Below are 25,493 nucleotides of genomic sequence, written 5' to 3'. Positions count from 1 at the left end.
GAACGGGGGCCACAAAAAAACCGGGCGACGCCCGGTTAATAAATTCTATCACGTTTATTGGCCGGGTGAACCCCGCATGGCTATTGCTTACCCATACAAGATTCACCGACCAGCGGCTATTTACTCACCGCCGTCACTACCTTCTGACTCCGCACCTTCTGGCTCAGCACTGCGTAAATAGCGGAAGAAATCGCTAGTCGGCTCCAAGACCATCAGGTTGCCGTTATCAGCAAAACTATCGCGATAGGCGTTCAAGCTACGCCAGAAAGAGAAAAACTCCTGATCCTGGCCATACGCCTCAGAAAAGATCGCGGCAGCCTGAGCATCACCTTCACCACGTAATGTTTCAGAACGCTCATTGGCCTGGGCAAGCAATACCTGACGGCGGCGATCCGCATTTGCACGAATACGCTCAGCCTCTTCCTGACCCTGTGCACGCCATTCACGAGCTTCACGCTCACGCTCGGAACGCATCCTTTCAAACACCGCCGCCGACACGTCTTCTGGCAGGTCGATCCGCTTGATACGAATGTCGCGAATCGCGACCCCTAACTCTTCGCGCATGAGCTCATCGAGTTCTTCAGTGGGGCCGGTCATTAAATCATCACGACGCTCGGCAATAATTTCCTGCAGATTCAAACGGCCAAACTCATTACGCAGACTTTCATCCACCCGCGGCTGAATCAGACGAATCGCCATCAACTCATCACCCGCCGTCGCTTCGTAATAGCGCGTAGGGTTAACGACTTGCCACTTCACGTATGAATCGACAATGACCGCTTTCTGCTCAAGGGTAAGATAGCGGCTAGTGTCGGTATCCAGCGTCAGTAAGCGCGTATCAAATTTACGAATCGTTTGAGCGATCGGCACTTTGGCATGCAGACCTGGCTGGATATTTTCTTCAACGACTTCACCAAAGCGCAGTTTCACCGCGCGTTCAGTTTCGTCTACCACGTACAGAGTGTTGCTCGCCAGCCACGCTACGGCAGCCAGACCACCAACAATCAGCAGGGATCGATTATTAATCATTTACCGGCCCTCCCTGCGGATGGAGCTACTATTGCTATTTGATGAGGAGCTACTAGTGCTGCCCTGGGTGCTACGCAAACGCTCAAGCACGTTGGGGTCTAATGCTGCATCACCGCTCGCAGTGCTACTTGCAGACGATGAGCCGCTTCCACTACCACTCCTGCCACTCATTTGATCCAATGGAAGATACATCAGCGGCGCGTTTTCGCTCACATCCATCAGCACCTTCGGTGTATTGCCGAAGACTTCTTCCATCGTGTCCAGATACATACGCTCGCGCATGATATCAGGCGAGTTGCTGTACTCGGTTAACAGTGAGTTAAAGCGGTTGGCTTGACCCTGTGCTTCCGCCACGACCGACTCACGGTAACCTTGGCCCTGTTCAACAATACGCTGCGCTTGGCCCTGGGCTTCTGGAATAATGGCGTTAGCGTAAGCAATACCTTGGTTGATGGTACGCTGACGATCCTCACGAGCACGAATAACGTCATCAAACGCGTCAATCACCGGTGCGGGCGCAGAGGTGGACTCGATGTTGATGGTTTGCAGACGGATACCGGCGCCATAGTTATCCAGGTAGGTTTGCAAACGGCTTGCCACCGAGCTGCCTAAGATTTCCCGGCCCGAGGTAAGGATATCGATCATATCGGTACCGCCCACCACGTGACGCAATGCCGAATCCAGCGCATTTTCGATCGAGATGGCAGGATCACGTACATTCAGCACAAAATCGCGCGGATTAGCGACTTGGTATTGCGCTGAAATTTCAACTTCGACGATGTTTTCGTCGCGTGTCAGCATCGACTGCGTTTGAGACAACGAACGTACTCGCGTCACATTGACCATACGCACGTCATCAATTAACGGCGGATTCCATTGTAGACCTGGGTTTACAATGCCCTGGAACTCACCGAAGCGCAGCACTACACCACGCTCTGACTGGTCGACCAAATAAAAGCCCATGGCAGCCCAGATAGCTAACGCGGCCACAATCAGCAGGCCTGGCAGCGCGAACGGGTTGCGGTTTTTATTACTGCCGCCACCGCCACTTTTCCTGCCACCGCCTTTTTTGCCGCCGCCCAGCATATTATTGAGCTTATCCTGAAACTTTTTCAGTGCTTCATCCAGGTCTGGAGGGCCTTGATTGTTGCCCCCTTTATTGCCGTTATTACCACCACCCCCATTGCTGCCGCCATTGTTACCACCACGGTTTTTATCGCCATCACTTCCACCGCGTCGGCCGCCACTACTCCAAGGGTCATGCTGGTTGCCACCACCAGGCTCATTCCAGGCCATACTTCGTCTCCACTAAGGTATTCGCTCACGCCTGTGGCGCCTTATTTAAATGACGCCACCGCGTTTTGGTATTATTGCTCTATAAATCTTGTACCATTTTTATACGGTTCAGAATACTAGCAGCGCACCAAGGGTGTAACGGATAACCTACCACTCATCGGTTTCCCTCAACGCTTCAGGCAAATAGGTATTTGCTCGCTCGCCTAACTGAGCCATTAACTGATTAAAATCACGACGCGGCAAACGCACATCCAAAACAGATTGGCCATGCTCATCAAACGCTTCGTCGCGAACCGCATTTAGCTCATGCAGGCCAGCACGCAGCTTACCCTGCTCAGGCGTGAGTGTCAGTGAAAAGCCAATAACATCATTTGCCAAGCGCTCGCTTAGCGCTTCATGCAGCAATTCAAGACCCTGGCCCTGCTGGGCCGACAGCCACACCACTTCAGGCACACCGTGACCATCACGCTCAATGCGCGGCGCGCTGTCGAGCTTATCAATTTTATTCATGACTTTGAGTACCGGCACATCATCAGCGCCGATCTCTTTAAGCACCATCTCCACCTGTTCAACGTTTAGTTCGCGATCAGGGTCCGCTGCATCAATCACATGTACCAGCAACGATGCTTCCGATGCTTCTTGCAGGGTGGCTTGAAATGACTCGACCAGTTTGTGCGGCAGGTGACGAATAAAGCCCACGGTGTCAGCCATCACAACCGGCCCTACATCTTCAATTTCGAGCCGCCTGAGCGTGGGATCAAGCGTCGCAAACAGCTGGTCAGCAGCATACACCTCGGCGTTGGTTAACGCGTTAAACAGGGTCGACTTACCCGCGTTGGTGTATCCCACCAGTGAGACACTATGAATCTCGGCACGCGACCGCGCACGCCGATTCTGGTCGCGCTGACTACGGACTTTATCGAGCCGCTTGTGGATCGACTTAATTCGACCGCGCAGCAGGCGACGGTCAGTCTCAAGCTGCGTCTCGCCGGGCCCACGCAGGCCGATACCCCCTTTTTGACGTTCAAGGTGGGTCCAGCCGCGCACCAGGCGCGTCGACATATATTCAAGTTGGGCAAGTTCTACCTGCAACTTGCCTTCATGGGTTCGTGCCCGCTGCGCAAAAATATCAAGAATCAGGCCGGTACGATCAAGCACACGGCACTTGAGCTCTTGCTCAATATTGCGCTCTTGAGAGGGGCTTAAGCTATGGTTAAAGATCACCAGTTCTGCCGCATGAGCCGCAAGCAGTGCTCGCAGCTCTTCTAACTTACCCGACCCAATGAAGGTACGTGAGTCAGCTCGGTGTCTGCTAGCAGTGAGTAGAGTCGCAGGCTCTGCACCCGCAGAGCGTACGAGCTCTAAAAACTCACCCGGGTCTTCACGTTTTTGTTCATCATGAAAATCGACGTGAACAAGAACTGCCGTTTCACCGGCGTCTGGGCGTTCGAAAAACAATCAATACCTCGTGGACTCTCTTGCTGCTCTAGCGGCGTTAAATCTCCGCATCCTGCTCTGCCGGATCTTGCGCAGGCAAACGCACGTTGCGAGATGGCACAACCGTAGAAATAGCGTGTTTATAAACCATCTGACTGACGGTGTTACGCAGAAGAATAACAAACTGATCAAACGATTCGATCTGGCCTTGAAGCTTAATACCATTAACCAAAAAGATGGAGACCGGAATGCGCTCTTTGCGCAGAATGTTCAAGTAAGGGTCTTGAAGGGACTGCCCTTTGGACATGTTGCTCTCCCTAAAACTGTCGTTGGGGGTTAATTATCAAATGGCGTGCCCTACTGGTGCTACGCCGCACTCTTATTGCCCTAAAGGCTTAGTATCAGCTGAAAGGTTCAGCGATGCCCCAAAAGGGCGACTGACCTTCTAAAACACATGCTTACTAACTGACTATCTTACGCTAAGCACCGCTATCACGCACGATTTTCAGCACCTGATCCATCGCGTCAGCACGCTGTGAATCTACCCAATTGAGCGCTGGCCAGCTTCTTAACCACGTTAGCTGGCGTTTGGCGAGTTGGCGAGTCGCAATGACACCGCGGTCAACCAGCGTAGGGTAATCGTATTCCCCATCCAGGTAACCCCACACTTGACGATAACCAACGCTTTTCATTGCGGGTAGGCCTAAATGTAAGTCATTACGCTTTTTGAGGGCAGCGACCTCATTTATCAAGCCCTCATCCAGCATTACTGCAAACCGCTGGGCAATGCGTTGGTGCAATAGACCGCGGTCACTGGGTGCTAAGGCTATGGACAACACGCGCCAGGGAAAGGTTTCAGGCTGTTGTTCCGCCCAAAGGTCACTCATTGGCCGACCACTTGCGTAATACACTTCCAGAGCACGCATTATCCGTTGAGGGTCATTGGGATGAATACGCTGCGCTGAAACCGCATCGACCTCTGCTAGACGTTGATGCAGCGAGCCAAGCCCGTGTGCTTGCCACTGTACTTCCAGCTTTTGACGGATGGCAGGATCAGCGGCAGGCAGATTTGCCACTCCCTCCATTAGCCGTTTGTAATACAGCATGGTACCGCCAACCAAAATCGGAACTCTGCCGGCTGCGCTAATTTGTCGCATAAGCGCCATCGCATCTTCACGAAATTCAGCGGCTGAATAAGGCTCAGCGGGGTCGCGAATATCAATTAAATGATGCGGTGCACGGGCAAGCTCAGTCGCGCTCGGTTTGGCGCTACCAATATTCATGCCACGGTAGACCATCGCTGAATCGACGCTAATCAACTCGTGGCCTAGACGCTCATGCAGAGCCATCGCGGCATCGGTTTTACCGGCGGCTGTTGGACCCATCAAAAAAATTGCCCAAGGGCGCTTATCAACCATGCGCAGATAACATTCCATTAAACTAAAAAGAGGTAGATCACTGTCCGCGTAAGAACAGCCGATCGAGTGCCTTGAGCCCCATTTGGGTCCAGGTGGGACGGCCATGGTTGCATTGGTCACTGCGCTCGGTGCGCTCCATGTCGCGCAGCAACGCGTTCATTTCGTCAATCGTGAGGCGTCGATTGGCACGCACACTGCCGTGGCAGGCCATGGTCGACAGTAACTCATGTAGCCGTGCTTCAACCTGATGAGTGCGCCCATAGCGCGAAAGCTCTTCCAGCATTTGACGCACAAGCGCCTCAGGATCAGCCTGAGACAGCAGCGCGGGCAGCTGCCGCACCAGCAGTGTTTCCGGCCCAGCAATATCCAGCTCAATGCCCAGTTTGGCGATCGCCTCTTGCTCACTCTCTGCCGTTGCCACCTCTGCCCGACTGGCGGCAATCGACACAGGCACCAGCAACGGCTGAGCATCAACTCCCTGGGCAGCCGCCAGTTGCGTTTTCATACGCTCATACACGATACGCTCATGGGCAGCATGCATATCGACAACCACTAGCCCCTCGGCGTTCTGCGCCAGAATATAAATACCGTGCAACTGGCCCAGTGCAAAGCCAAGCGGCGGCGGAGCGGTCGGGTCATCAACGGGCATTACCTGGGGTGCTTCACGCACTTCGTTAGCGCTATCACCAGATACGCTCGCCTGGGGAGTGAGCAGCGTCTCTTCATGATTGGGGTGAAGGGCCTGATAACCCTGCATAAAGCGTCGAACGCGCTCAGCACCAGGATGGCGCTCCGGTGAATGCGTTAGCGCAATCCCTTGCTGCTGCCAACGTGGCTCCTCGGCCCCACCTTCACCAGCCCCCTGTAACGCGCCTTCTACCGCCTGCGAGGAGGAAACGTCGTCTCTCCCCTCATCAATATCGCCTTGCTCACTACTCTCGGCAGGCTTGGCAGAGGCCAGGCAGTGATGTAGCCCTGAATAGAGAAAGTCGTGCACCATACGACCATCTCTAAAGCGCACTTCATGCTTGGTAGGATGAACGTTGACATCAACGACGTCAGGATCAAGCTCTAAATAGAGCACAAATACCGGATGGCGACCGTTAAACAGCACATCACGATAGGCTTGGCGAACCGCATGTGCGACCAAACGATCACGCACAACACGTCCGTTGACGAAAAAATACTGCTGATCGGCCTGGGAGCGAGAATGAGTAGGCAAGCCCACCCAGCCACTTAACCGCAAGCCGCCCGCCTCACGCTCAATGTAGCGTGCATGCTCAATGAAATTCTTGCCCAGCAACGAGGCGATTCGACGCTCCCGGGCAGCGGCAGAGTTGCCCGGTGGTAGTTGGTGAATCACTTTTTGGTTATGCCGCAGCACCCAGGCAATGTCGTAGCGCGACAGCGCCTGGCGGCGAAATGCCTCTTCTACATGGGCAAATTCGGTCTTTTCAGTGCGTAAAAACTTACGCCGGGCGGGAGTATTAAAAAAAAGATCACGTACGCCGACGCTGGTCCCACGCGGGTGGGGCGCCGGCGTTACCCGGGCCTCCATTCCACGTCCTTCCGCCACCACGCGCCAACCGTGGCGCGGGTCTTCCTGGGCATTGGAGATAAGTTCAAGGCGTGACACAGAGCTGATCGATGCCAGCGCTTCGCCCCGGAAGCCTAACGAACTAACCCCTTCCAGGTCCTCTAGGCTGCCGATTTTGCTGGTCGCATGGCGGGCCAGAGCCAACGGCAAGTCGTCTTCGCCAATCCCAATACCGTCATCGCGCACTTTAATCAGTCGCGCTCCGCCCTGCTCAATCTCTACCTCAATACGTTGGCTACCGGCATCAATCGCATTCTCGATTAACTCTTTTGTCACCGATGAGGGCCGCTCTACCACCTCACCCGCGGCTATCTGGTTAGCCAGCCGCGGATCGAGCACGTGGATACGCGGTGCGGTCGTCGTCATGTCAGTCAACTCAACACCTCACGAGCTAGGAATCTGTAACACTTGGCCAACCCGAATAACATCGCCATTCAAGTCATTGGCCTGCTTCAACTGATTGACCGGTACGCCATGACGTATGGCAATCGCCGACAAGGTATCTCCCGACTGGATACGGTACTCGTTACTAGAGGGGCTACGTTGATTATCGCGCTGCCAGGCTAGCAGGCTAGCCGGAGGCGGAAAACGCTCGAAATGCTCGCGTAAGCCACTAAAAACAGCCCGAGAAAGCCCTGTCTGATGGACTGGATCACGCAATTTACGCTCCTCGTCAGGATTGGAGATGAAGCCTAACTCGATCAACAACGAAGGAATATCAGGCGACTTCAGTACCATAAACCCCGCTTGTTCAACACGTGACTTATGCAGCCGGTTAACTCGTTCTAACTGCTCCAGCACTTGACCACCGATCGAGAGCGAATCATTGAGCGTGGCCGTCATGGTTAAATCCAACAGCACACCGCGCAGCACTTGGTCTTTATCGCGCAATGAAAGACTGCCATCCACGCCGCCAATCAGATCAGAACGATTCTCGCTATCGGCCAGCCACTGGGCAGTTTCCGAGGTAGCGCCACGCTGGGAAAGCGCGTAAACCGAACTGCCTTGAGGGCGCGGACTAGTAAAAGCATCAGCATGCAGTGAAACGAAGAAATCGGCCTTCTGCTCACGCGCAAGCGTTGTCCGTTGACGCAGCCCAATGTAATAGTCGCCATCGCGAGTTAATACCGCTTTAAAACCTGGCGTTCCATTAATCTCAGCCGCTAAACGACGGGCTATTTCTAACACCACGTCTTTTTCACGCGTGCCGGAAGGGCCGATCGCACCGGGGTCTTCCCCACCGTGACCGGCATCCACTGCGATAATAATATCTCGGCGTGGGTGCGGCTTCGCTTCGAGCACTTCCGCTGGCGCCTCGTTTACAGACGGTGCTTCAATACCGGGCAGTTGAGCTTGCGCCGAGGCGCGCTGAACCTGAATTTCCTGCTCACGAATCATCGCCTCGATAGGATCAATCGGGTTCTCAACGGCACTTTCCCCCGGATACTCAAGATCCACCACCAGGCGATGCCCATACTGATCATTCGGGGTCAGCGTAAAATGGCGCGGCTCTATGGCGCGATCCAGTTCCAGTACGACGCGTAAGCCACCACCTTCTCGAGACCCAGTGCGCACCGAGGTAATCGCACTATCATGTAGCGGCAGCGTACTGGGGTCGGTATCCATTTGGGTGTCATCTAAATCGATCACTAACCGCCTGGGATTGGCTAACGAAAATACGTTAGCGGTAGTCGCCGAGGATAGGTCAAAGACTAATCGGGCATGGTCCGGCGCTGCCCATAGGCGCATACTTTCCACGCTAGAGGCGTGTGCCGTCACGGCCACTAGAGACAAAAAACTGGCGGCTAACAGGCGATAGACGCGTGCCGCTATGCCCTTCATTTCCATTGAATCACACCGTTCTCCCGCTGGCAGGACGCAAGCTTACGCTGCACATCTTCCAATATCTGTTTGCCGTGTTCGCTACTCACATCAAGTGAGGCGACGCGTCCATTGGCCACTACGGTGAGCACGACTCTCAGATCGGGCGGTGGCAACCACCCTTCACCACGGCTGGGCCACTCGATAATACACAGGGCGTCATCTGCCAGCAGGTCTCGTCCGCCTATATATTCAAGCTCTTCGGGGTCCGCCAGGCGATACAAATCCAGATGATAAATCCGCTGCGAACCAAAGTCATAAGGCTCAACCAAGGTATAGGTAGGACTTTTCACCGCGCCTAAATGGCCGTAAGCCCGAAGGATGCCACGGGTCAGGGTGGTTTTACCGGCACCTAACTCACCCTCCAGATACACCAATCCACGTCCTTGAAACACCTGCCCGAGAGCGTTACCAAACGCGACCTGGGCTTCTTCGCTGTCTAACTGCACCTGCATGTGGGCCGCCTTCACGGATTAATCAGTTTTCGCGCATAGGATGCCAGATCGCTCGCCAGCAGGCCACGTTCGCCCTCTTGTTCGGCACCAACATCAGCGGCTAAGGCATGCACCATGGTTGCCAACCACGCGCTGAACTCAACCTCTTTGCGCTGGGCGACGATCGCCCCCAGCATGCCGCTCAAGGCATCTCCCATTCCGCCGCTGGCCATACCGGGATTACCATAAGGGCAGACCACCAGCCCACTGGGGCCAGCAATTAAACTGCCCGCGCCTTTTAATATCACAACCCCACCCCGAGCACGCTGTAACGCCTGGGCAGCAGCGGGACGATCAGACTGAATATCGGCGACAGAACAGCCCAATAGGCGCGCGGCTTCACCAGGATGAGGGGTTAATATCCAGTTATCGCGCCGGGTATTGGGCCATTGGCTGGCTAACAGATTAAGGCCATCGGCATCCACCACCAGCGGTGCTTCAGACTCTAGCGCGGTTTGTAATACGGCTTGTCCCCAGGCAGCTTGGCCCACTCCCGGCCCTACCACAATGACGTCAGCAGCGGCGGATAATTCAGCTGCCTCCGCGCCACCACGTATGCCGTGAGCCATGACTTCCGGACAGCGCACCAGACTGGCGGTAATATGTTCAGGCGCGGTGGCCAAGCTCACTTTTCCCGCCCCCAGACGTGCGGCTGTTTGGCTAGCCAGCAGCGCCGCGCCGCCAAAACCGGGTGCCCCGCCCATGACCAGCACGTGGCCCATCGATCCTTTGTGGCTAATACGTTCACGGGGGGCAAAGGCATCAGCTAATAGCGAATCGTCTAGTCGCCACGCGGTAGCCGGTATGTCGAAATAAGCCTGAGCTTTGACACCCAAGGGTCGGAAGTCAATTTCGCCAGTATAAGCTGGCGCATCACCGGTATGTAAACCAATCTTGTCGCCAATAAAGGTCACCGTGCAGGCCGCTTTAACAGCAAGCCCCGGGACCGCGCCGGTATCGGCCACTAACCCAGAAGGGACATCAATCGCCAATACCGGGCGGTGCGCGGCATTGATCATTTCGATGGCACGCCGGAAGCGCCCTTCCACCTCGCCATTAAGTCCTGTTCCTAACAGCGCATCAATCACCACCTCGCCATTGAGTTCAATGCCCGCATGCCACTCTTCACAGCCGACGCCTGCTGAGGTCGCCAATTGTGCCGCACGGGCAGCGTCGCCATTAAGTTCGTCAAGCGCTTTCAGGGTGATGTGCTGCACTTTAAGGCCTGACTGCATGGCCAGGGCGGCCAATACATGGCCGTCACCGCCATTATTTCCGCTCCCGCACAACACGGTTAAGCTTCGCGCTTGCGGCCAACGTGAACGAAGACTATGCCAAGCGCTTGATGCGGCACGCTGCATCAAGGCAAAACCGTCGATACCACCAGCAATGGTGCGTCGATCTAATTCGCGCACTTGGGCGGATCGGTATAGAGGGCGTAGCATGGAAGTATCCGGGATCGTCACGATCTCTCCTTTCACATGTTTTGATGGATGACAATGCGATAGCATAGCGCGCTTAATGCTTTACCGTTGACTAACTACTATGCCTGATGCCACTGCCTTAGCTCGATCAAGCGAAGAATTTACCGATGAACAGCTTGCTCGCCTGGCCACCCTGATCAAGACCTGGGGAGGCGAGCTAGGCTTTCAGCAGGTAGGTATTACCGATACCCACTTGGCGGCCCATGAGGCCCATCTCAACGCGTGGCTAGAAAAAGGCTACCACGGGGAGATGGGATTTATGGCTAAACATGGCACCAAACGCACCCGGCCAGCAGAGCTTGAACCCCATACTCAACGGATTATCTGCGTGCGTATGGATTATCTGCCTGCGGAGGTGGAAAGCACCAAGGTGCTCGGCCAACCCAGCCGCGCCTACGTGTCGCGTTACGCGCTAGGGCGCGATTACCACAAGCTAATACGCAAACGGCTAGCCCTACTAGCCAAAAAAATTGAGCAAGAGGTGGGTCCTTTCGGCTATCGTGCGTTTGTTGACTCCGCGCCGGTAATGGAGCGCGCCCTGGCACAAAAAGCCGGGTTAGGCTGGTTTGGTAAAAACGCCATGCTGCTGAATCCTAAAGCCGGCTCGCTGTTCTTTCTGGGCGAGCTCTACACCGACCTTCCGCTACCCATTGACGCGCCCTTTGAAAAAGACCACTGCGGCAGCTGTAGCTCTTGTCGCACGGCCTGCCCCACCGGGGCGATTGTTGACGACAAAGTGGTCGACTCACGCAAATGTATCTCCTATCTGACCATAGAGCTGCAGGGCGCCATTCCCGTTGAGTTTCGCCGCGCCATGGGAAACCGCGTATACGGCTGTGATGATTGCCAGTTGGTGTGTCCTTTCACCCGCTTTACCCGCATCACTCAGGAAGATGACTTTACGCCGCGCCATGATCTGGACCGTGCCACACTTATCACTCTGTTTGCCTGGGGCGAAGCTGAATTTCTCGACAAAACCGCTGGCAGCCCCATTCGCCGCATTGGCTATGAACGCTGGCTACGCAATATCGCCGTGGGCCTTGGCAATGCGCCCTGGAGCGAGGCTGTGGAAGCCGCCCTATGGGCGCGCAGAGCCTATCCCAGCGCACTGGTGCGTGAACACGTTGTTTGGGCGCTTGAGGAGCAACGCCTCAAGCGCGGTGAGCTAATTACGACCGACGGGGCTTAACCGTTTACTCTTCTTCGTCGCTGTTTTGATTAACACGCAAAAACGTATTGCGGTAATGCGCAAGCTCAGCAATCGACTCTTTGATATCGTCCATCGCCAAATGGACATTTTTCTTGCTAAAGCCTACCAAGGCACCTGGGTTCCAGCGTTTGGCTACTTCTTTCAATGTCGATACATCGAGATTCCGATAGTGGAAAAAGTCGAGCAGTGCTGGCATTTCACGCTCTAAGAAACGCCGATCCTGATGAATGCTATTGCCGCACATAGGCGAGGAGCCAGGCACCGCATACTGCTGCAGAAATGCCAAGGTTTGCTGCTCGGCATCAGCAGTGTCTGTTTTACTGGCTTTGACCCGGGCGACCAGCCCCGACTCTCCATGAGTTTTCTGGTTCCAATCATCCATTTGCGCCAGCAGGCTATCAGGCTGCTTCACCGCCATTACCGGCCCCTCCGCTACCACGTTCAGGTCCGCGTCGGTAATCAGCGTGGCCACCTCTATGATGCGCTCTTTATTGGGATCCAGACCGGTCATTTCCAAATCAATCCAGATCAGCAAATCATCCCGTGGTGCTGCTGAACTCGTGGTGTCATTACTCATATACGTTATTCCTGTGCCTAAATAGCGACTAATATCATGCCAGTGTGCCTTAAATAGCACCACCAAGCAGCCCATACAGGACAGCTTGTCCACTTAATAGGTACAATAGCGGCTATTGTAACGAGCACCAGGTGACCATGAGCAAACGTAAATTAAGTCGCCAACAGCAGTGGCGAGTCGAGAAAGTCCAGGCAGAACGTGCCCAGCGCGCCGAAAAGCGCGATGTACAAGACGCTGAGAAGCTCGCCGCTGGTGAATACGGTGCAGAACAGCCGGGGCGTGTCGTTGCTCACTTTGGACGTACCCTGGAAGTGCGTAATAGCGATAACGACCCCGTGCGCTGCCATTTACGCGCCAACCTTGACGGTTTGGTCACCGGTGACCGGGTGATATGGCGTGCTGGCCAAGAAGGCTCGGGCGTCGTAGTGGCCAGGGAAGAGCGCGATAGCGTACTGAAACGCCCTGATGCACGAGGTCTGCTCAAGCCGGTAGCAGCCAACATTGATCAACTTTTAATTGTCTTTGCGGTCGAACCTGCTCCTCATGCCAACCTCATCGACCGCTATCTGGTCGCAGCGGAGGCCACCGGCATTGCCCCTGTGCTGGTGCTGAACAAAACCGACCTGCTGCCCGCCGATGGCGGCGAACTGGGCACTCTTCTGGAGCGCTATCGTGCATTAGGTTACCCCGTGGTACGCACGACGACCGCGACTGACAATGGACTCGACGAGCTGCGCAGCCAGCTTGAAGGCCGAACCTCGGTATTCGTCGGCCAGAGCGGCGTCGGGAAATCTTCATTGATTGATCTACTGCTGCCGGATGAAACGCTACGCATTGGTGCCCTGTCAGAGGACTCCCGCAAAGGCACGCACACCACGACCACTGCGCGCCTTTACACCATGAGCCGAGAAGAGGTGGCCGATGGCGACTTAATCGATTCGCCCGGCATTCGTGAGTTCGGCTTGATTCACCTTAATGAGCAGGAAGTCACCGACGGTTTTATCGAGTTTCATGATTTTATCGGCCACTGCCGTTTCCGTGACTGCCGCCATCGCGCGGAACCTGGTTGCGCTTTACTCGACGCGGTCGAAGCAGGCAAGATTCATCCAGCACGCTTTGCCAGCTATCGTCGCATACTTGATAGCCTGGATAGCTAACGTTGACAGGAGTTAACCATGAGCACTGAAAGCCAATCGTCGGAAGCTAATCTTCTGCCGCTGATCGTTGAACCCGAACAACTGAACGAACATTTGGATGATCCGCAACTGCTGATTATCGATGTGCCCGTCAACGTCGACAGCCATAGTCAAGGGCATGTCCCCGGCGCTATTTTTCTCGATTTTCGTCATCTGATGCGCGGCGACGGCCCCGTTCCCAACGAGGTGCCTTCGGTAGAGTTTCTGTCACGCTTGTTCAGTGCACTGGGACTCACCCGCGATACCCACGTGGTGGCTTACGATGACGAAGGTGGCGGCTGGGCAGCCAGGCTGCTATGGACATTAGAGCTCATCGGCCATACCCGCTACTCCTATTTAAACGGCGGCATTCACGCTTGGCGCGATGCTGGCCTTAAGGAGAGCCGCGAGCCAACGGCACCCACGCCCAGTGAGTACCACGCCGAGATTCTTAATCCCAAGGCGGCTATTACCTGCGACGAGATTAAAGATAAGCTAAACGATAAACAGTTTGCGGTATGGGACGCACGCTCTAAAGCGGAATACGACGGTGAACGCGGTAATAACCAGCGTTTAGGCCATATCCCTGGGGCGGTTAACATGGAATGGCTGAATGCCATGGATCGCAATCGCTCCCTGCGCATTCGCGATTACGCCGAGCTGATTACCGAATTGGGCGCTCTCGGCCTAACGCCCGAGATGGAAGTGGCCACCCACTGCCAAAGCCACCATCGCAGCAGTTTTACCTGGCTGGTAGGTAAGGCATTGGGCTTTAACATGCGGGGATACGCAGGCTCATGGGGTGAATGGGGCAACCGCAACGATACACCGATTGAGAAGTGACCATAAAATCGTGAATTTTTCCCAAAAAGCGTTCTCGCTACTCCAGTATCCGCTGCCTCAACATGCGCTCTCGCGACTGACGGGCATGTTCGCCCGGTGCGAGAACGCCTGGGTGAAAAACACCCTTATTAACGCGTTCATAAGCCACTTTAAGGTCGACATGAGCCAAGCACTGGAGCCCGACCCCAGTGCCTATGCGACGTTCAACCATTTTTTCACTCGCGCGTTAAAAGCCGATGCACGCCCCTTGGGCGAAGGAATCCTCAGTCCGGCCGATGGCACGCTTTCACAATATGGTCGTTTACAGGCAGGCCAGCTGGTGCAGGCCAAAGGACATACTTACTCCGCTCAAACCTTGTTAGGCGGCGATACGAAGCTTGCAGAAGAGTTTATAAACGGTAGTTTCGCGACCGTTTACCTTTCTCCGCGGGACTATCACCGCGTGCATATGCCGATCACAGGAACATTGCGCGACATGATCTATGTGCCGGGCCGACTCTTTTCAGTCAACCAGGCAACGGCTAATTATGTGCCAGGGCTTTTTGCTCGCAATGAACGATTGGTGTGCATATTCGATACCGAGCAGGGCCCCATGGCCATGGTATTGGTCGGTGCTATGATCGTCGCGGCCATAGAGACGGTTTGGTCAGGCCAAGTAACGCCTCTGGCGCGCCAGCCGCAGCGAATGCAGTTTGGTCATCCAGTGATACTCGAAAAAGGCGTCGAAATGGGTCGCTTTAGCCTTGGTTCCACCGTGGTAATGTGCTTTGCCAACCCAGTTAGCTTTGAAGCATTTACGCCTGGAACCATGGTACAGATGGGACAAACGCTTGGTGATTATGAAGGCTAGCCAGTAGCGCTATGGTCAGTAGACCGATACCAGTAGACCGCCTAAGACATTACGTCAGCAGGCGGTTCAACGTCATCTTTTTAGAATGACCAACGCTATTTGAATGACCAACCATTAGCATTTGGGTGTAGAAAACGCTAGCACGTCTTCAAGGCGTGCCTTTCCAAGGGCCAGTTGAATCAACCGGTCAATCCCCAGCGCCACACCTGAACCTTCCGGCATACCGTGCTCAAGAGCTGCCAACAAGCGCTCGTCAATATCGACCTCAACTAATCCCAAGCGGCGGCGCTCAACGTTATCCTGCTCAAAGCGGGCACGCTGTTCAGCCGCATCGGTCAGTTCATGGTAGCCATTTGCCAGCTCAACGCCACTCAGGTAAAGCTCAAAGCGTGATGCCACCCACTCACCATCCGCATCTTGGTGGCGCCTTGCTAGCGCCGCCTGGCTAGTAGGGTAATCCGTTACCACGCTGAGCTCAGCCTGGCCAAGCTTAGGTTCAATCACAACGCTCATGAGCAGGTCTAGGCAGGTATCGCGGCCTTCTTCCGCTAGCGCAGTAGCAGGCATTTGCGCACGCTCAGAGGCCACTGCACGTAGCTTTTCGAGTGAGGTGGTAAAAGGATCGACTTCTAGATAGGTGTGGAACAGTTCACGGTAGCGATAATGGACAACAGGGCCTGGAAACGCAGGCAGCATCGTCATCACTAGCGTCGCGGTCTCATCAATCAACTGATCCAGGGTAAACTGGGGGCGATACCATTCCAGCATGGTGAACTCAATATTATGGCGCGTGCCTAGTTCACCGTCACGAAAGCTCTTGGCAAGCTGAAATATCGAACCGCTGCCAGCGGCCAACAGCCGCTTCATATGAAATTCAGGTGAGGTTTGCAGCCATAGGCGGCGCTGCCCTCTATCGGTGCGTGCCAGCGTGCTAAGTGAGACCAGATGCACGTCGGTACTGCCACCCTGCCCCAGCACCGGCGTTTCTACTTCCCATACGTCACGCTGGGCAAAAAAGTCACGCACTTTCGCCAATAAACGTGCGCGCTCGCGAAGCGTTTCTATCGACGCTGACGGTTGCCAATCAATGGCCATCACTACTCCTTTGGCGCACTATGCTCTGAACGCGCTATGTTTTCGACGTGCAGTGTTTTCGACGTGCAGTGTTCTCAACGTACAGTGTTTTCGACGTACGGTGTTACCGACGTACTGTTTTCTTACAAAATGATGGTCACGCCTAAGCGTGACCATTACTTAATACTTTATACCACTATGCACTAGCCACTAAATCATACTATCTCAGTAGCATTGTTGCTGAAAAACAATTAAGCACGTGAGACGTACTCACCACTGCGCGTATCAATTTTCAGCACTTCGCCCTGGTTGATAAACAACGGGACACGAACCACTGCACCTGAAGATAGCGTGGCCGGCTTAGAGCCGCCTTGGGCGGTATCGCCTTTCAAACCAGGATCCGTTTCCACGACTTCCAGCTCAATGAAGTTGGGCGGCGTGACGGAAATAGCCTTGTCATTCCATAGCGTAATGGTATAAGGCACCTGTTCCTTAAGCCATTTTTCGGTGTCACCCAGCGCTTTCTTCTCTACCGCGTACTGCTCAAAGGAGCCATCGGTCTTCATGAAATGCCACATATCACCGTCGGTGTAGAGGTACTCCATTTCCAAATCCATGACATCAGCGCCTTCCAGCGAGTCGCCAGACTTGAAAGTACGCTCGCCCACGCGACCGGTCATCAGATTACGCAACTTGACGCGGTTAAACGCTTGGCCTTTACCTGGCTTGACCAATTCGTTCTCAACGATCGAACAAGGATCGCCGTCGAGCATTACTTTTAAACCGCCTTTGAATTCATTGGTAGAATAGTTCGCCATAATATCTCTCAATGGTCTGTTTCAGTGTGTGATTCGCGAAGCGGTGCTTCGCCGTCGATAGCGTTATTACCAAGTGCGCGCATGATAACCCGAAGGAGGGCTTTTTGCAGGAGAACATCATTATCGCGGATGAGCGCAACGTTGCACAGGCATCTACCACCTGGCAGCAGCAGCTTTCCCAGGCGATACGCGACCCCGCCATGCTATGCCAGCGCTTGGGTTTGACCAGCCAGTGGCGGTCAGGCGCCCAGACCGGACACCAGCTCTTTGAGATTTGCGTGCCTGAGGCTTACCTTACACGCATAGCGCCCAGCGACCCTGATGATCCGCTACTGCGCCAAGTGCTCCCCGTCGGGGAGGAAGCACTCACCCCCCCTGGGTTTGTCGCCGACCCGCTTGAAGAAGCCGATCATCGTCCTGCCAAAGGGCTGATCCATAAATACAAAGGCCGCGTACTACTCATAGCTAGCCCCGCTTGCGCCATTAACTGCCGCTACTGCTTTCGCCGCCACTTTCCTTACAGCGATAACTCGCCGTCACGGACACAGTGGCAAGAGGCACTCGACTATTTACGCAATGACACGACTATTCACGAAGCAATTCTATCTGGTGGTGACCCACTTGCTGCCAGCGACCGGCAGCTTGCATGGCTGGTCGAACAGCTTGAAAACATCCCTCACCTCAAGCGGCTACGCATTCATACCCGTTTACCGGTAGTGATTCCTGATCGCGTGGATGACGCTCTGCTTGGATGGTTAAGCAAAACTCGCTTACAAAAAGTCGTTGTACTGCATATCAACCACGCCAATGAAATCGACCAAGCAGTCATCGATGCCTGCACACGACTCAAACAGGCGGGCGCGACGCTACTCAACCAAAGCGTCCTGCTGCGCAGCATTAACGATGATGTAGCAACTCTTACTACCCTCTCGGAACGCCTGTTTGAGGCGGGCGTACTGCCCTACTATCTGCACGTGCTAGATCCAGTGCAGGGTGCGGCACACTTTGATGTGTCGGATGAAGAAGCCCGCAGGCTCGTTGCCGAGCTTCGCAATTGTTTGCCAGGGTTTCTCATGCCGCGCCTAGTGCGGGAAATCCCTGGCAGAGGGAGCAAAACACCGCTTGGAAACCCGCTTACTTAGCAACCAAAAACTCAATCGCCTGACGGGTAGCGGGCCACATGACGCTACCGTGGGTTTCGCCAGGAAAGAGGGTAAAACCAACCTCCAGGTTATGTTGCTGAGTACTGAGCCACTCGGCAACGCTCTGGGCATTATCCACCATGGCTCTGGCCTGCATCCGCTGATCGCGGGGCGTCACAACATCGCCGCTGGCGGGTTGCTCACGTTCGCCCACTCCTATCAGTAGGCGTGTGCCACTGGGTATGGCGGCTAGCGATGAGGTTTGCTGTGCTAACGCCGCTAGCGGCCTTTCACCGTACCACCAAAGCGATGGACTGATGGCGATATAGCGATCAAAACTTGATGGCTGGGTGAGTAACGCGTGCAGTACGAACAAACCACCTAACGAGTGACCGAAGATCGCTTCTTGCTCAGTATTGATAGCAAAACGTCGATTAATTTCGGGCTTTAGGTGGCCTTCTATAAAGCTAAGAAAGCGATCAGCGCCACCATGGAGGCGCTGTTGATAGTCGTTTTCCACAACGCCGTCATTAGGCAGCAAAGGGGTAAAGTCTTCAACCCGACGCTCCTTATTGAAGCGCTCGGTGTCCGGGTAACCAACTGCCACGATCACCAGCGCATCACTATCGCCGTCCGGCCCTTGGCGGGTCAGCGTATCGCGGGCTGCTTGAACAAGAGCAAACCGGGCATTGCCATCCAATAGATACATGACCGAGTAGCCAGTTTCGGGCGGTGGCGAATCGGGAATAGATACCTGTATTAAATAGTCCTGACCGGTTGTCGGCGATAGCAGCGTAAATTCCACGGTCCCAGGCAAGCTGACCTCCCCGGGTAGCGAACTATAAGCCATGGATGGCACCCAGCACACGAGGAGAAGCAGCCAGCGCTGCAGCTGTCGACACGCCGTTTGCAAACGCAAAACGCGCCACGGTTGCCCGTGGCGCTTTATCAAACCCTCAGAAGTCATAGCGTATCGATGCCACCACGTTGGCCGGTGCCCCTGGCATATTGAAGGTATTCACGCCGCCTACTCGGTTGTAGTAATCGCGATCCAATAGGTTATTGATATTGAGCTGACCACTGAGCTGCGACGTAAAGTCATAGCCGATCATGGCATCGACCACCGCATAGCCTGGCGCCTCGACCCCGTTGCTGGACTCGAAATCGCTCATGGCGGTAACGCCGCCGCCTATGCGTAAGCCGCCCAAGGTATCACCAGCGAAGTCGTACTGCGTCCATAGATTAACAACGTTATGGGGCATCAGGAGGAAGATACCGTCTTCGCGATCCGATGAGCTGCGCTCCACGTTAGTATCCAGATAGGTGTAGCCAGCAATAATATCCCACTGATCGGTGATGCTTCCGGTAATCTCGAATTCAGCACCTTGAATGCGCATTTTACCGACTGCTTCGACGTAGCTGACACCTGTATCTGCCGGAGCGGCCGCACGGTTTTTATCGTAGAGCCTGAAGGCACTAATACGCGCGTTCAAATCACCGCCCATATAACTACCCTTAACGCCCGCTTCATACTGATCCCCTTCCCGTGGATCAAGTAAATCACCGTTAGCGTCATAGGCAGTCTGGGGTTTGAATACCTGTGAGTAGCTAGCATAAAGCGAGTGGTGATCGTCCAGATCGAAGACCAAACCGGCGTATGGCGTCACTTTGGTGTCGCTACGGTTTTGTTGGGTCTCTGTCGCACGATCACTGTAATCCACGTCGTAATGACTAACCCGGCCACCAGCGATCAGCGCCAGTGGCTGAAGAGGACGCAGGGTCAGTTTGCCGTAAATACCCGTCTCTTCAAGGGTGGTATCGTCATAAGAGTAGCCACGGCCGCTGCTACGCGCGGTATCCAAAATATCGACATAGGCGAGCGAGTTGAGCTCATCGAGGCTCACGCGCCCACCGGCAACGTTACGCGAGCGCCCCGCTTCCATTTCGGTATCAAAGCGCTTGTAGTCACTGCCCACGACAAACTCGCTGACATTACCAAAGGCCGAAAACGGCTGACTATAGCTTGCATCCACCGCGAGGGATTGCTGGTCGATCACGCTGCCCGTGCCCGCCACGGCAAGCGTATCGTTGGCATTCAGCGCACTGCCACCAAACGCGTAGTTATAATCGGCGTTACGGTTCGAGTAACGCGCGGCCACACGCCCAAATCCGCCGGTATCAAAGCGGTGGGTTAGCTCCGCAATCCAGTCGTTGGAGTGGCTGTTGAAGTCGTTCCAGTCAGCGCCGTAGAAATCCGAGCGCGACCCATAAAGCAGTTCGCCCCGGCTGCCGACCGGGTGGCCGTTATTCGCAGTGATATCCTTGGTATTGTGAATATAACCAAGCCCTAGCATGGTGGCCTCATCCAGATCGATATCCACGGCAGCATAGAGGTCGTTCTGGTCATTATCGTTATTATCCACAAACTGACCATGCTCTGTATGGTCAATCACCAGCCGTCCACGTACACGCCCGTTTGCACCTAGAGGCCCAGAGAGATCCACCTGGCCTGCGCGCTGGTGATCGCTGCCCAGACTGCCAGTCACATGACCCTGAAAATCACGAGTGGGACGTTTACGCACCAGATTTACGATGCCGCCCATCTCGCTGGTGCTATCAAACAGGCCCGACGGTCCACGCATGATCTCAACACGATCGAAGGCAGATAACGTCGGCACCGAGCCCGTAATACTGGTCATGGGCGCGGGAAGACCGTCGATACTGACCTGGTCATATTCATAGCCGCGTGCGTATATGGAAGACCGGCCATTATCATTGGAAAGCACACGCATGCCCGGCGTTCGGCGGCCCAGTTGATCAAGTGTGGTGAAGTTTTGATCTTCAATGGCTTCACGCGTCACAACGCTCACTGATTGAGGAATATCACGCAGTGACGCAGGCGTTTTAGTGCCCACGGTGGCGGCATCGACGCTGTACCCGCCCGTTACTTCAGAAGGCAACATTTCATAAAGACGATTGCCTTGGACCGTAACGGTATCCAGTCGCGTTGCTGCTTCGACGGCCTGAGCCAATACGTTAGGAGCGAAACTGAGTATGACGGCCGTGCTGCCAATGACTACGGCTGAACGATATTGACGCTTCTCTCTTGATGCCATGCTGCTTCCCCTTAATGTCCCTGTAACCACCCTGGTTTGCGAATGAGAATCCATTGCAATAAAATCAGTGGCAGCGCATTATGGCACCCAGTTTCACGACATGCCTTTGCAAACACCGCAATTTGCTTTGCAAACACGGCAAAACGCGATAACAGCCAGCATGCCAAGATGTTTAATAAACCTTGATAATAGAGGGGTTAGATGGGAGGACCTTCACACCAGCCTGAAATCAGCGCTACCGACTTACAGCAACTTTCGGCGTCACTCGTCAAGCGACAACGCTTGGACGCGCCCTCATGGGACCATCGCTCAGCGCTGCTGACAGGCCGCATGTGGGTAAGTGAACTTGAGCCGGGAATGCAGTTACGATTGGCGGATATTCAGGATCGATTTGGCCTAACAAGTCAGGCAGTGCTTCCTGCAGGCATTAAGATTGCCCTTGTAATCGCAGGCAATGCTCGCGTGCGCTATGGTGATTTTGAGGCCTCCCTAGGACCACAGGCCACCCACACCGGTTTATTGGTTACCCTCCCCTCAGCAACTAATTTTGAGCGACGCGGACAAGCAGGCGATGATGAACGCACGCTAACGCTCAGCCTGTCACCGGCGTGGGCTGCTCGTCATGGCTATCAAACAGTCATGACAGCCTCGCCTGAGGCCCCGCAGGCAGCCTACTGGTCGCCCTCAGCGGGTTTATTAGCATTGGCCTCACGGCTGTTCACACTGCAACCTACCGATATTGGCCACCCTGCTTACCGGCTGCAGCTGGTGGGATTCGCCATGGCGCTGGCCGGTGAAGCGCTGGCTGGCGCGCATCCTTCTCCCGCCATGCTCACCTCTTCCCCTAGCCCCGACCGCCGTCTGGCTCGATTAATGAGTATGGTAGATAGCGGCCAAGCAAGAGGCGTGACACAGGCAGAGCTGGCTCACCAATTAGGCATGAGTTTGAGCAACCTTCAGCGTCGTTTTCACCACCAGCATGGCGAGGCCTTAGGCAGTTTTTTACGCCGCCATCATCTTTCGCTGGCCCGAGACGCCATGGTACGCGAGGCGATGAGTATCGAAACGGCGGCAGCACTGGCTGGCTATACCAGCGCCACCAACTTTGCTACCGCTTTCAAACGCGAGTTTGGCACCCGGCCCAGCGATCACCAAAAAGCCTCTACCGTTAATCGTTGCCAACAAACAGTGATCAATAAAGCACTGGATGCCTCGTAATAAACATCGTTATAAAGACCTGTTATAAAAGTCTTTTATAAAAGACCGTATGCAAGGTGAGCAGCTCTTAGAAAAGATTAAACTTTCGCAACAATAATAATAAATATCAAAATCTTAAATAAAATCGCACTAAAGTCGAAAAAGTATCAATTTCTGCTAACGTTATAGAGTTAACTATTCTGACGTTGCATTAGCCTCAATGTCAGACACTTCATTCACCTGGAGGCCGTCACGTTATGTTTGCATCTCTTTCGTCAAGATTTGGGGCTATGTTGCTTTTAATAGCGTCACTGGTGGGATTAGCCATCGCTCTCTATGCGTACTTAACCCCTCTTACCGGCGTTACTGGGACGCTCGGCGCGCTGGTGGCCGTGCTGGCCTGTATCGCGCTTGCTATTCTGGCGCTCCTTCTTGCCGTAGTAACGGGGCGCGGCGCGTCCATTGCACTGCGTGTGCTCATTCTAGTAGGGCTCGCGGGCACTTTTTTCGCGGCCATGTTGCTACACCAGTGGTGGCTCTGCGTTGCCATGGTGGTCGGTCTGATCGGCCTGATTATCGATATGGCCCGTCCGTCTCACCGAGCCCGTGTTACCCATTCCTGAGGAGCCGTCCATGCCAATATTGACCACCCCTAAACAGCGCTTGGGCACGGCCACCGCCCTGGCAATCTGCCTTACCCCGTTGCCCTTACTGGCTCAAGAGCAATCAGCGGAGCAGCCGCAATCTACCGTTCAAGAGCAACCGGCGGAACAAGCGCAGGCTGAGACTCAAGAACAGCCTGCGGAACAGGAGAATCAGGCTGCCTCGCAGGATCAAGAGCAGCAAGAGCAGCAAGAGCAGCAAGAGCAGCAAGAGCAGCAAGAGCAGCAAGAGCAGCAAGAGCAGCAAGAAGAGATTAGCGCTGCTCCGCCCATTCCGTTAGTGCCTGGTGAGCCCACTTGGGATAGCTTTCATGGTCAGCTCAATGCTCAAAAATACAGTCCGCTCGATCAGATCAATGCCGACAATGTAGGCGAGCTAGAGAAAGTCTGGGAAATTCATACCGGTGATGTCTCCGACGGCTCGGGCGAGCTACCGGCCACTGTTTGGTCGGCCACACCGGTATTCGCTAATGACACGCTCTATGTCGGCACCCCTTTTTATCGGCTGCTTGCGCTCAATCCAGCCACGGGCGAAGAGAAGTGGAGCTATGACACCCAATCCTCTCTCGAAGCGCTGACCCAGCCGGTGTTAAAAAATCGCGGCGTTGCCTATTGGCAAGCCGATGACCCGGTGGAGGGCGAGCCCTGTCAGAAAATTGTCTATATGGGCACCATGGACGCCCAGCTTTTTGCACTGGATGCCGATAGCGGCGAACTGTGCGAAGGGTTTGCCGACAACGGCGTACTGAACGTCAACCAGTGGAACGATACCAACGACAAGTGGCCGTTGTCGCTGTTGCAGCCCCCCACCGTGGTCGGTGATCGTTTGATTCTTGGCTGGGCAGGTATGGATTGGGCCTATCAACAGGCGCCACCCGGCACCGTTTTCTCTATCAATGCCCGTACCGGCGAACGTGAATGGGAGTTCCAGGCGCTTAGCGATGAAGTGCGCGAGCAAAGCGGTACCGCCAATGTCTGGACCCATATGTCCGCCGACGAGGAACTCGGTTTGGTCTATCTACCGGTGTCCTCTCCCTCGCCCAACTTCTGGGGCGGCAATCGTACTGAAGAGGTGCCGTTAGCTACCTCAACAACGGCCTTGGATATCGAGACGGGCGAAGTAGTCTGGTCACGTCAGTGGGTTCATCACGACATCTGGGATTACGATATTAACGCCGCGCCAACGCTAATGGACATTACCGTGGACGGCGAGGAGATACCGGCATTAATCCAGGCGACCAAAATGGGCTTTTTGTTCGTCGTGAATCGCGAGACGGGTGAAGACGTATGGCCGATTGAGGAACGACCAGTACCTGGTGGCGATGGCAACGTTGAAGGTGAAGTCTACGCCCCTACCCAGCCTTTCCCGACCAAACCGGCCCCACTGCTTGACCAGTCAGAAAAGCCTGAAGTTTGGGCATTAGCCGATGCCGTCAGTTTCGGTGAATGTTCGGCTCTTTGGGAAGATCTCGACTATAGAGGTATGTATACCCCACCCACTACGGAAGGCGCAGGCACCCTGGGCTACCCTATTACTGCTGGCGGTGTGCAATGGGGTGGCGTGGCGTTTGATCCTGAAAGCCAAACCGCCATCGTCAATACCTCACATATCGTGCAAACGCTGAAACTCTATGGTCGCGAGGCTTATGATTCAGCTAATAGAGCGTCGGGTAACGAGAGTGGCTTTGCCTCACAGGAAGGCGCCCCCTACGGCATTCTTCTTGAAGTTGCCCTGAACAGGTTCGGCATGCCCTGCTGGGAGCCCCCTTTTGGCGAGCTTGTAGCGCTTGATATGACCACTGGCGATGTAAAATGGCGGCGTCCGGTGGGGGCATCACAGCAGTATGGGTTCTTTATGCCCGACAGCTGGGGTTCACCCACGATTGGTGGTCCGGCGGTAACGGCGGGTAATATCGTATTTATCGGCGCCTCTATGGATGCCAAGGTACGTGCTTACTCACTTGAAACCGGTGATGAACTCTGGTCGGATCAGGTCGAAGCACCGTCTGTCTCTAACCCGGCGGTTTATGAGTACGAAGGTCGCCAATACGTCGCCTTTGTTGCTGGCGGTAATACCATCCTGAAAGAAGAGGTCGGTGACCATATCGCGGTTTACGCCCTACCTGAATAACGTAAGGGGCGGCAATAGACAACAAGCAGGGCGGCCTTAGGGCCGCCCTGCTTGTTTGGACT

Annotated in this window: 22 protein-coding genes; 8 read left to right on the top strand and 14 right to left on the bottom strand. The window is 54.7% G+C overall.

Translation table 11 applies throughout. The annotated features are described in order from the left end of the window. Positions 1-120: 120 nt before the first annotated feature. The 9 genes from hflC to ACFFLD_RS09940 all read right to left on the bottom strand — a co-directional run bounded on the left by hflC (position 121) and on the right by ACFFLD_RS09940 (position 10,597). Positions 121-1,029 (bottom strand): protease modulator HflC, encoded by a 909-nt coding sequence (gene hflC / locus ACFFLD_RS09980; protein ID WP_386039671.1) that lies wholly within the window; start codon positions 1,027-1,029, stop codon positions 121-123. Then, positions 1,030-2,325 carry an FtsH protease activity modulator HflK gene (gene hflK / locus ACFFLD_RS09975; protein WP_386039669.1) on the bottom strand — a complete coding sequence of 432 codons (1,296 nt, stop codon included), beginning with the start codon at positions 2,323-2,325 and terminating at the stop codon, positions 1,030-1,032. Between the two features lie 147 nt (positions 2,326-2,472). Then, positions 2,473-3,783, bottom strand: coding sequence for a ribosome rescue GTPase HflX (gene hflX, locus ACFFLD_RS09970; RefSeq protein WP_386039667.1), 1,311 nt, complete (start codon positions 3,781-3,783; stop codon positions 2,473-2,475). Between the two features lie 37 nt (positions 3,784-3,820). Further along, positions 3,821-4,069 (bottom strand): RNA chaperone Hfq, encoded by a 249-nt coding sequence (gene hfq / locus ACFFLD_RS09965; RefSeq protein WP_007114649.1) that lies wholly within the window; start codon positions 4,067-4,069, stop codon positions 3,821-3,823. A gap of 172 nt (positions 4,070-4,241) precedes the next feature. Next, positions 4,242-5,180, bottom strand: coding sequence for a tRNA (adenosine(37)-N6)-dimethylallyltransferase MiaA (gene miaA, locus ACFFLD_RS09960; protein WP_386039663.1), 939 nt, complete (start codon positions 5,178-5,180; stop codon positions 4,242-4,244). A gap of 37 nt (positions 5,181-5,217) precedes the next feature. After that, complete coding sequence (gene mutL / locus ACFFLD_RS09955) at positions 5,218-7,143, bottom strand: DNA mismatch repair endonuclease MutL (RefSeq protein WP_386039661.1); 1,926 nt, start codon at positions 7,141-7,143, stop codon at positions 5,218-5,220. An 18-nt stretch (positions 7,144-7,161) separates the two neighbouring features. Continuing rightward, positions 7,162-8,625, bottom strand: coding sequence for an N-acetylmuramoyl-L-alanine amidase (locus tag ACFFLD_RS09950; RefSeq protein ID WP_386039659.1), 1,464 nt, complete (start codon positions 8,623-8,625; stop codon positions 7,162-7,164). After that, complete coding sequence (tsaE, locus tag ACFFLD_RS09945) at positions 8,616-9,113, bottom strand: tRNA (adenosine(37)-N6)-threonylcarbamoyltransferase complex ATPase subunit type 1 TsaE (protein ID WP_386039657.1); 498 nt, start codon at positions 9,111-9,113, stop codon at positions 8,616-8,618. Before tsaE ends, ACFFLD_RS09950 begins: the two co-directional genes overlap by 10 nt. Positions 9,114-9,124: 11 nt before the next feature. Then, positions 9,125-10,597 (bottom strand): NAD(P)H-hydrate dehydratase, encoded by a 1,473-nt coding sequence (locus tag ACFFLD_RS09940; protein ID WP_386040430.1) that lies wholly within the window; start codon positions 10,595-10,597, stop codon positions 9,125-9,127. A 100-nt stretch (positions 10,598-10,697) separates the two neighbouring features. On the opposite strand from ACFFLD_RS09940, the gene queG reads away from it, so the two are divergent. Next, positions 10,698-11,825, top strand: coding sequence for a tRNA epoxyqueuosine(34) reductase QueG (queG, locus tag ACFFLD_RS09935; RefSeq protein ID WP_386039654.1), 1,128 nt, complete (start codon positions 10,698-10,700; stop codon positions 11,823-11,825). Between the two features lie 4 nt (positions 11,826-11,829). On the opposite strand, the gene orn is transcribed toward queG, so the two are convergent. Beyond that, positions 11,830-12,423, bottom strand: coding sequence for an oligoribonuclease (gene orn / locus ACFFLD_RS09930; RefSeq protein ID WP_386039652.1), 594 nt, complete (start codon positions 12,421-12,423; stop codon positions 11,830-11,832). A gap of 137 nt (positions 12,424-12,560) precedes the next feature. On the opposite strand from orn, the gene rsgA reads away from it, so the two are divergent. From rsgA to asd, 3 genes are read left to right on the top strand one after another with little or no spacing between them, the layout of a single operon-like run. Next, complete coding sequence (gene rsgA / locus ACFFLD_RS09925) at positions 12,561-13,580, top strand: small ribosomal subunit biogenesis GTPase RsgA (RefSeq protein WP_386039650.1); 1,020 nt, start codon at positions 12,561-12,563, stop codon at positions 13,578-13,580. A gap of 18 nt (positions 13,581-13,598) precedes the next feature. After that, positions 13,599-14,441 carry a sulfurtransferase gene (locus tag ACFFLD_RS09920; RefSeq protein ID WP_386039648.1) on the top strand — a complete coding sequence of 281 codons (843 nt, stop codon included), beginning with the start codon at positions 13,599-13,601 and terminating at the stop codon, positions 14,439-14,441. A 10-nt stretch (positions 14,442-14,451) separates the two neighbouring features. Beyond that, positions 14,452-15,291, top strand: coding sequence for an archaetidylserine decarboxylase (asd, locus tag ACFFLD_RS09915; protein WP_386039646.1), 840 nt, complete (start codon positions 14,452-14,454; stop codon positions 15,289-15,291). A gap of 114 nt (positions 15,292-15,405) precedes the next feature. Here asd and epmA read toward each other — a convergent pair whose 3' ends face one another. Both epmA and efp read right to left on the bottom strand, forming a co-directional pair. Beyond that, on the bottom strand, positions 15,406-16,386 hold the full coding sequence (gene epmA, locus ACFFLD_RS09910) for an EF-P lysine aminoacylase EpmA (protein WP_386039644.1): 981 nt from the start codon (positions 16,384-16,386) through the stop codon (positions 15,406-15,408). 230 nt (positions 16,387-16,616) lie between these two features. Next, positions 16,617-17,183, bottom strand: a complete 567-nt coding sequence (efp, locus tag ACFFLD_RS09905) for an elongation factor P (protein ID WP_106373189.1) — start codon at positions 17,181-17,183, stop codon at positions 16,617-16,619. Between the two features lie 104 nt (positions 17,184-17,287). Between efp and epmB the strand changes: the two genes are divergently transcribed. Further along, a complete protein-coding gene (gene epmB / locus ACFFLD_RS09900; RefSeq protein ID WP_386039641.1) occupies positions 17,288-18,325 on the top strand; it encodes an EF-P beta-lysylation protein EpmB in 1,038 nt (345 codons plus the stop codon). On the opposite strand, the gene ACFFLD_RS09895 is transcribed toward epmB, so the two are convergent. Together ACFFLD_RS09895 and ACFFLD_RS09890 are read right to left on the bottom strand one after the other, a co-directional pair. After that, positions 18,318-19,175 carry an alpha/beta hydrolase gene (locus tag ACFFLD_RS09895; RefSeq protein ID WP_386039639.1) on the bottom strand — a complete coding sequence of 286 codons (858 nt, stop codon included), beginning with the start codon at positions 19,173-19,175 and terminating at the stop codon, positions 18,318-18,320. The two genes, epmB and ACFFLD_RS09895, sit on opposite strands and share 8 nt — an antisense overlap. A 106-nt stretch (positions 19,176-19,281) precedes the next feature. Beyond that, entirely contained in the window at positions 19,282-21,441 is a 2,160-nt protein-coding gene (locus tag ACFFLD_RS09890) for a TonB-dependent siderophore receptor (RefSeq protein ID WP_386039637.1), read from the bottom strand. 201 nt (positions 21,442-21,642) lie between these two features. Between ACFFLD_RS09890 and ACFFLD_RS09885 the strand changes: the two genes are divergently transcribed. From ACFFLD_RS09885 to ACFFLD_RS09875, 3 genes are all read left to right on the top strand, one after another. Further along, complete coding sequence (locus ACFFLD_RS09885) at positions 21,643-22,659, top strand: helix-turn-helix domain-containing protein (RefSeq protein WP_386039635.1); 1,017 nt, start codon at positions 21,643-21,645, stop codon at positions 22,657-22,659. A 269-nt stretch (positions 22,660-22,928) separates the two neighbouring features. Further along, positions 22,929-23,261: a hypothetical protein gene (locus ACFFLD_RS09880; RefSeq protein WP_386039633.1), complete on the top strand. Its 333-nt coding sequence runs from the start codon at positions 22,929-22,931 to the stop codon at positions 23,259-23,261. A 10-nt stretch (positions 23,262-23,271) separates the two neighbouring features. Then, positions 23,272-25,431, top strand: coding sequence for a pyrroloquinoline quinone-dependent dehydrogenase (locus tag ACFFLD_RS09875; RefSeq protein ID WP_386039631.1), 2,160 nt, complete (start codon positions 23,272-23,274; stop codon positions 25,429-25,431). Positions 25,432-25,493 lie beyond the last annotated feature (62 nt).

It is taken from the genome of Vreelandella sulfidaeris, from assembly GCF_042429665.1.
In the GTDB taxonomy this organism is placed as follows: Bacteria; Pseudomonadota; Gammaproteobacteria; order Pseudomonadales; family Halomonadaceae; genus Vreelandella.
This window is presented reverse-complemented; position numbering and strand designations above follow the sequence as displayed.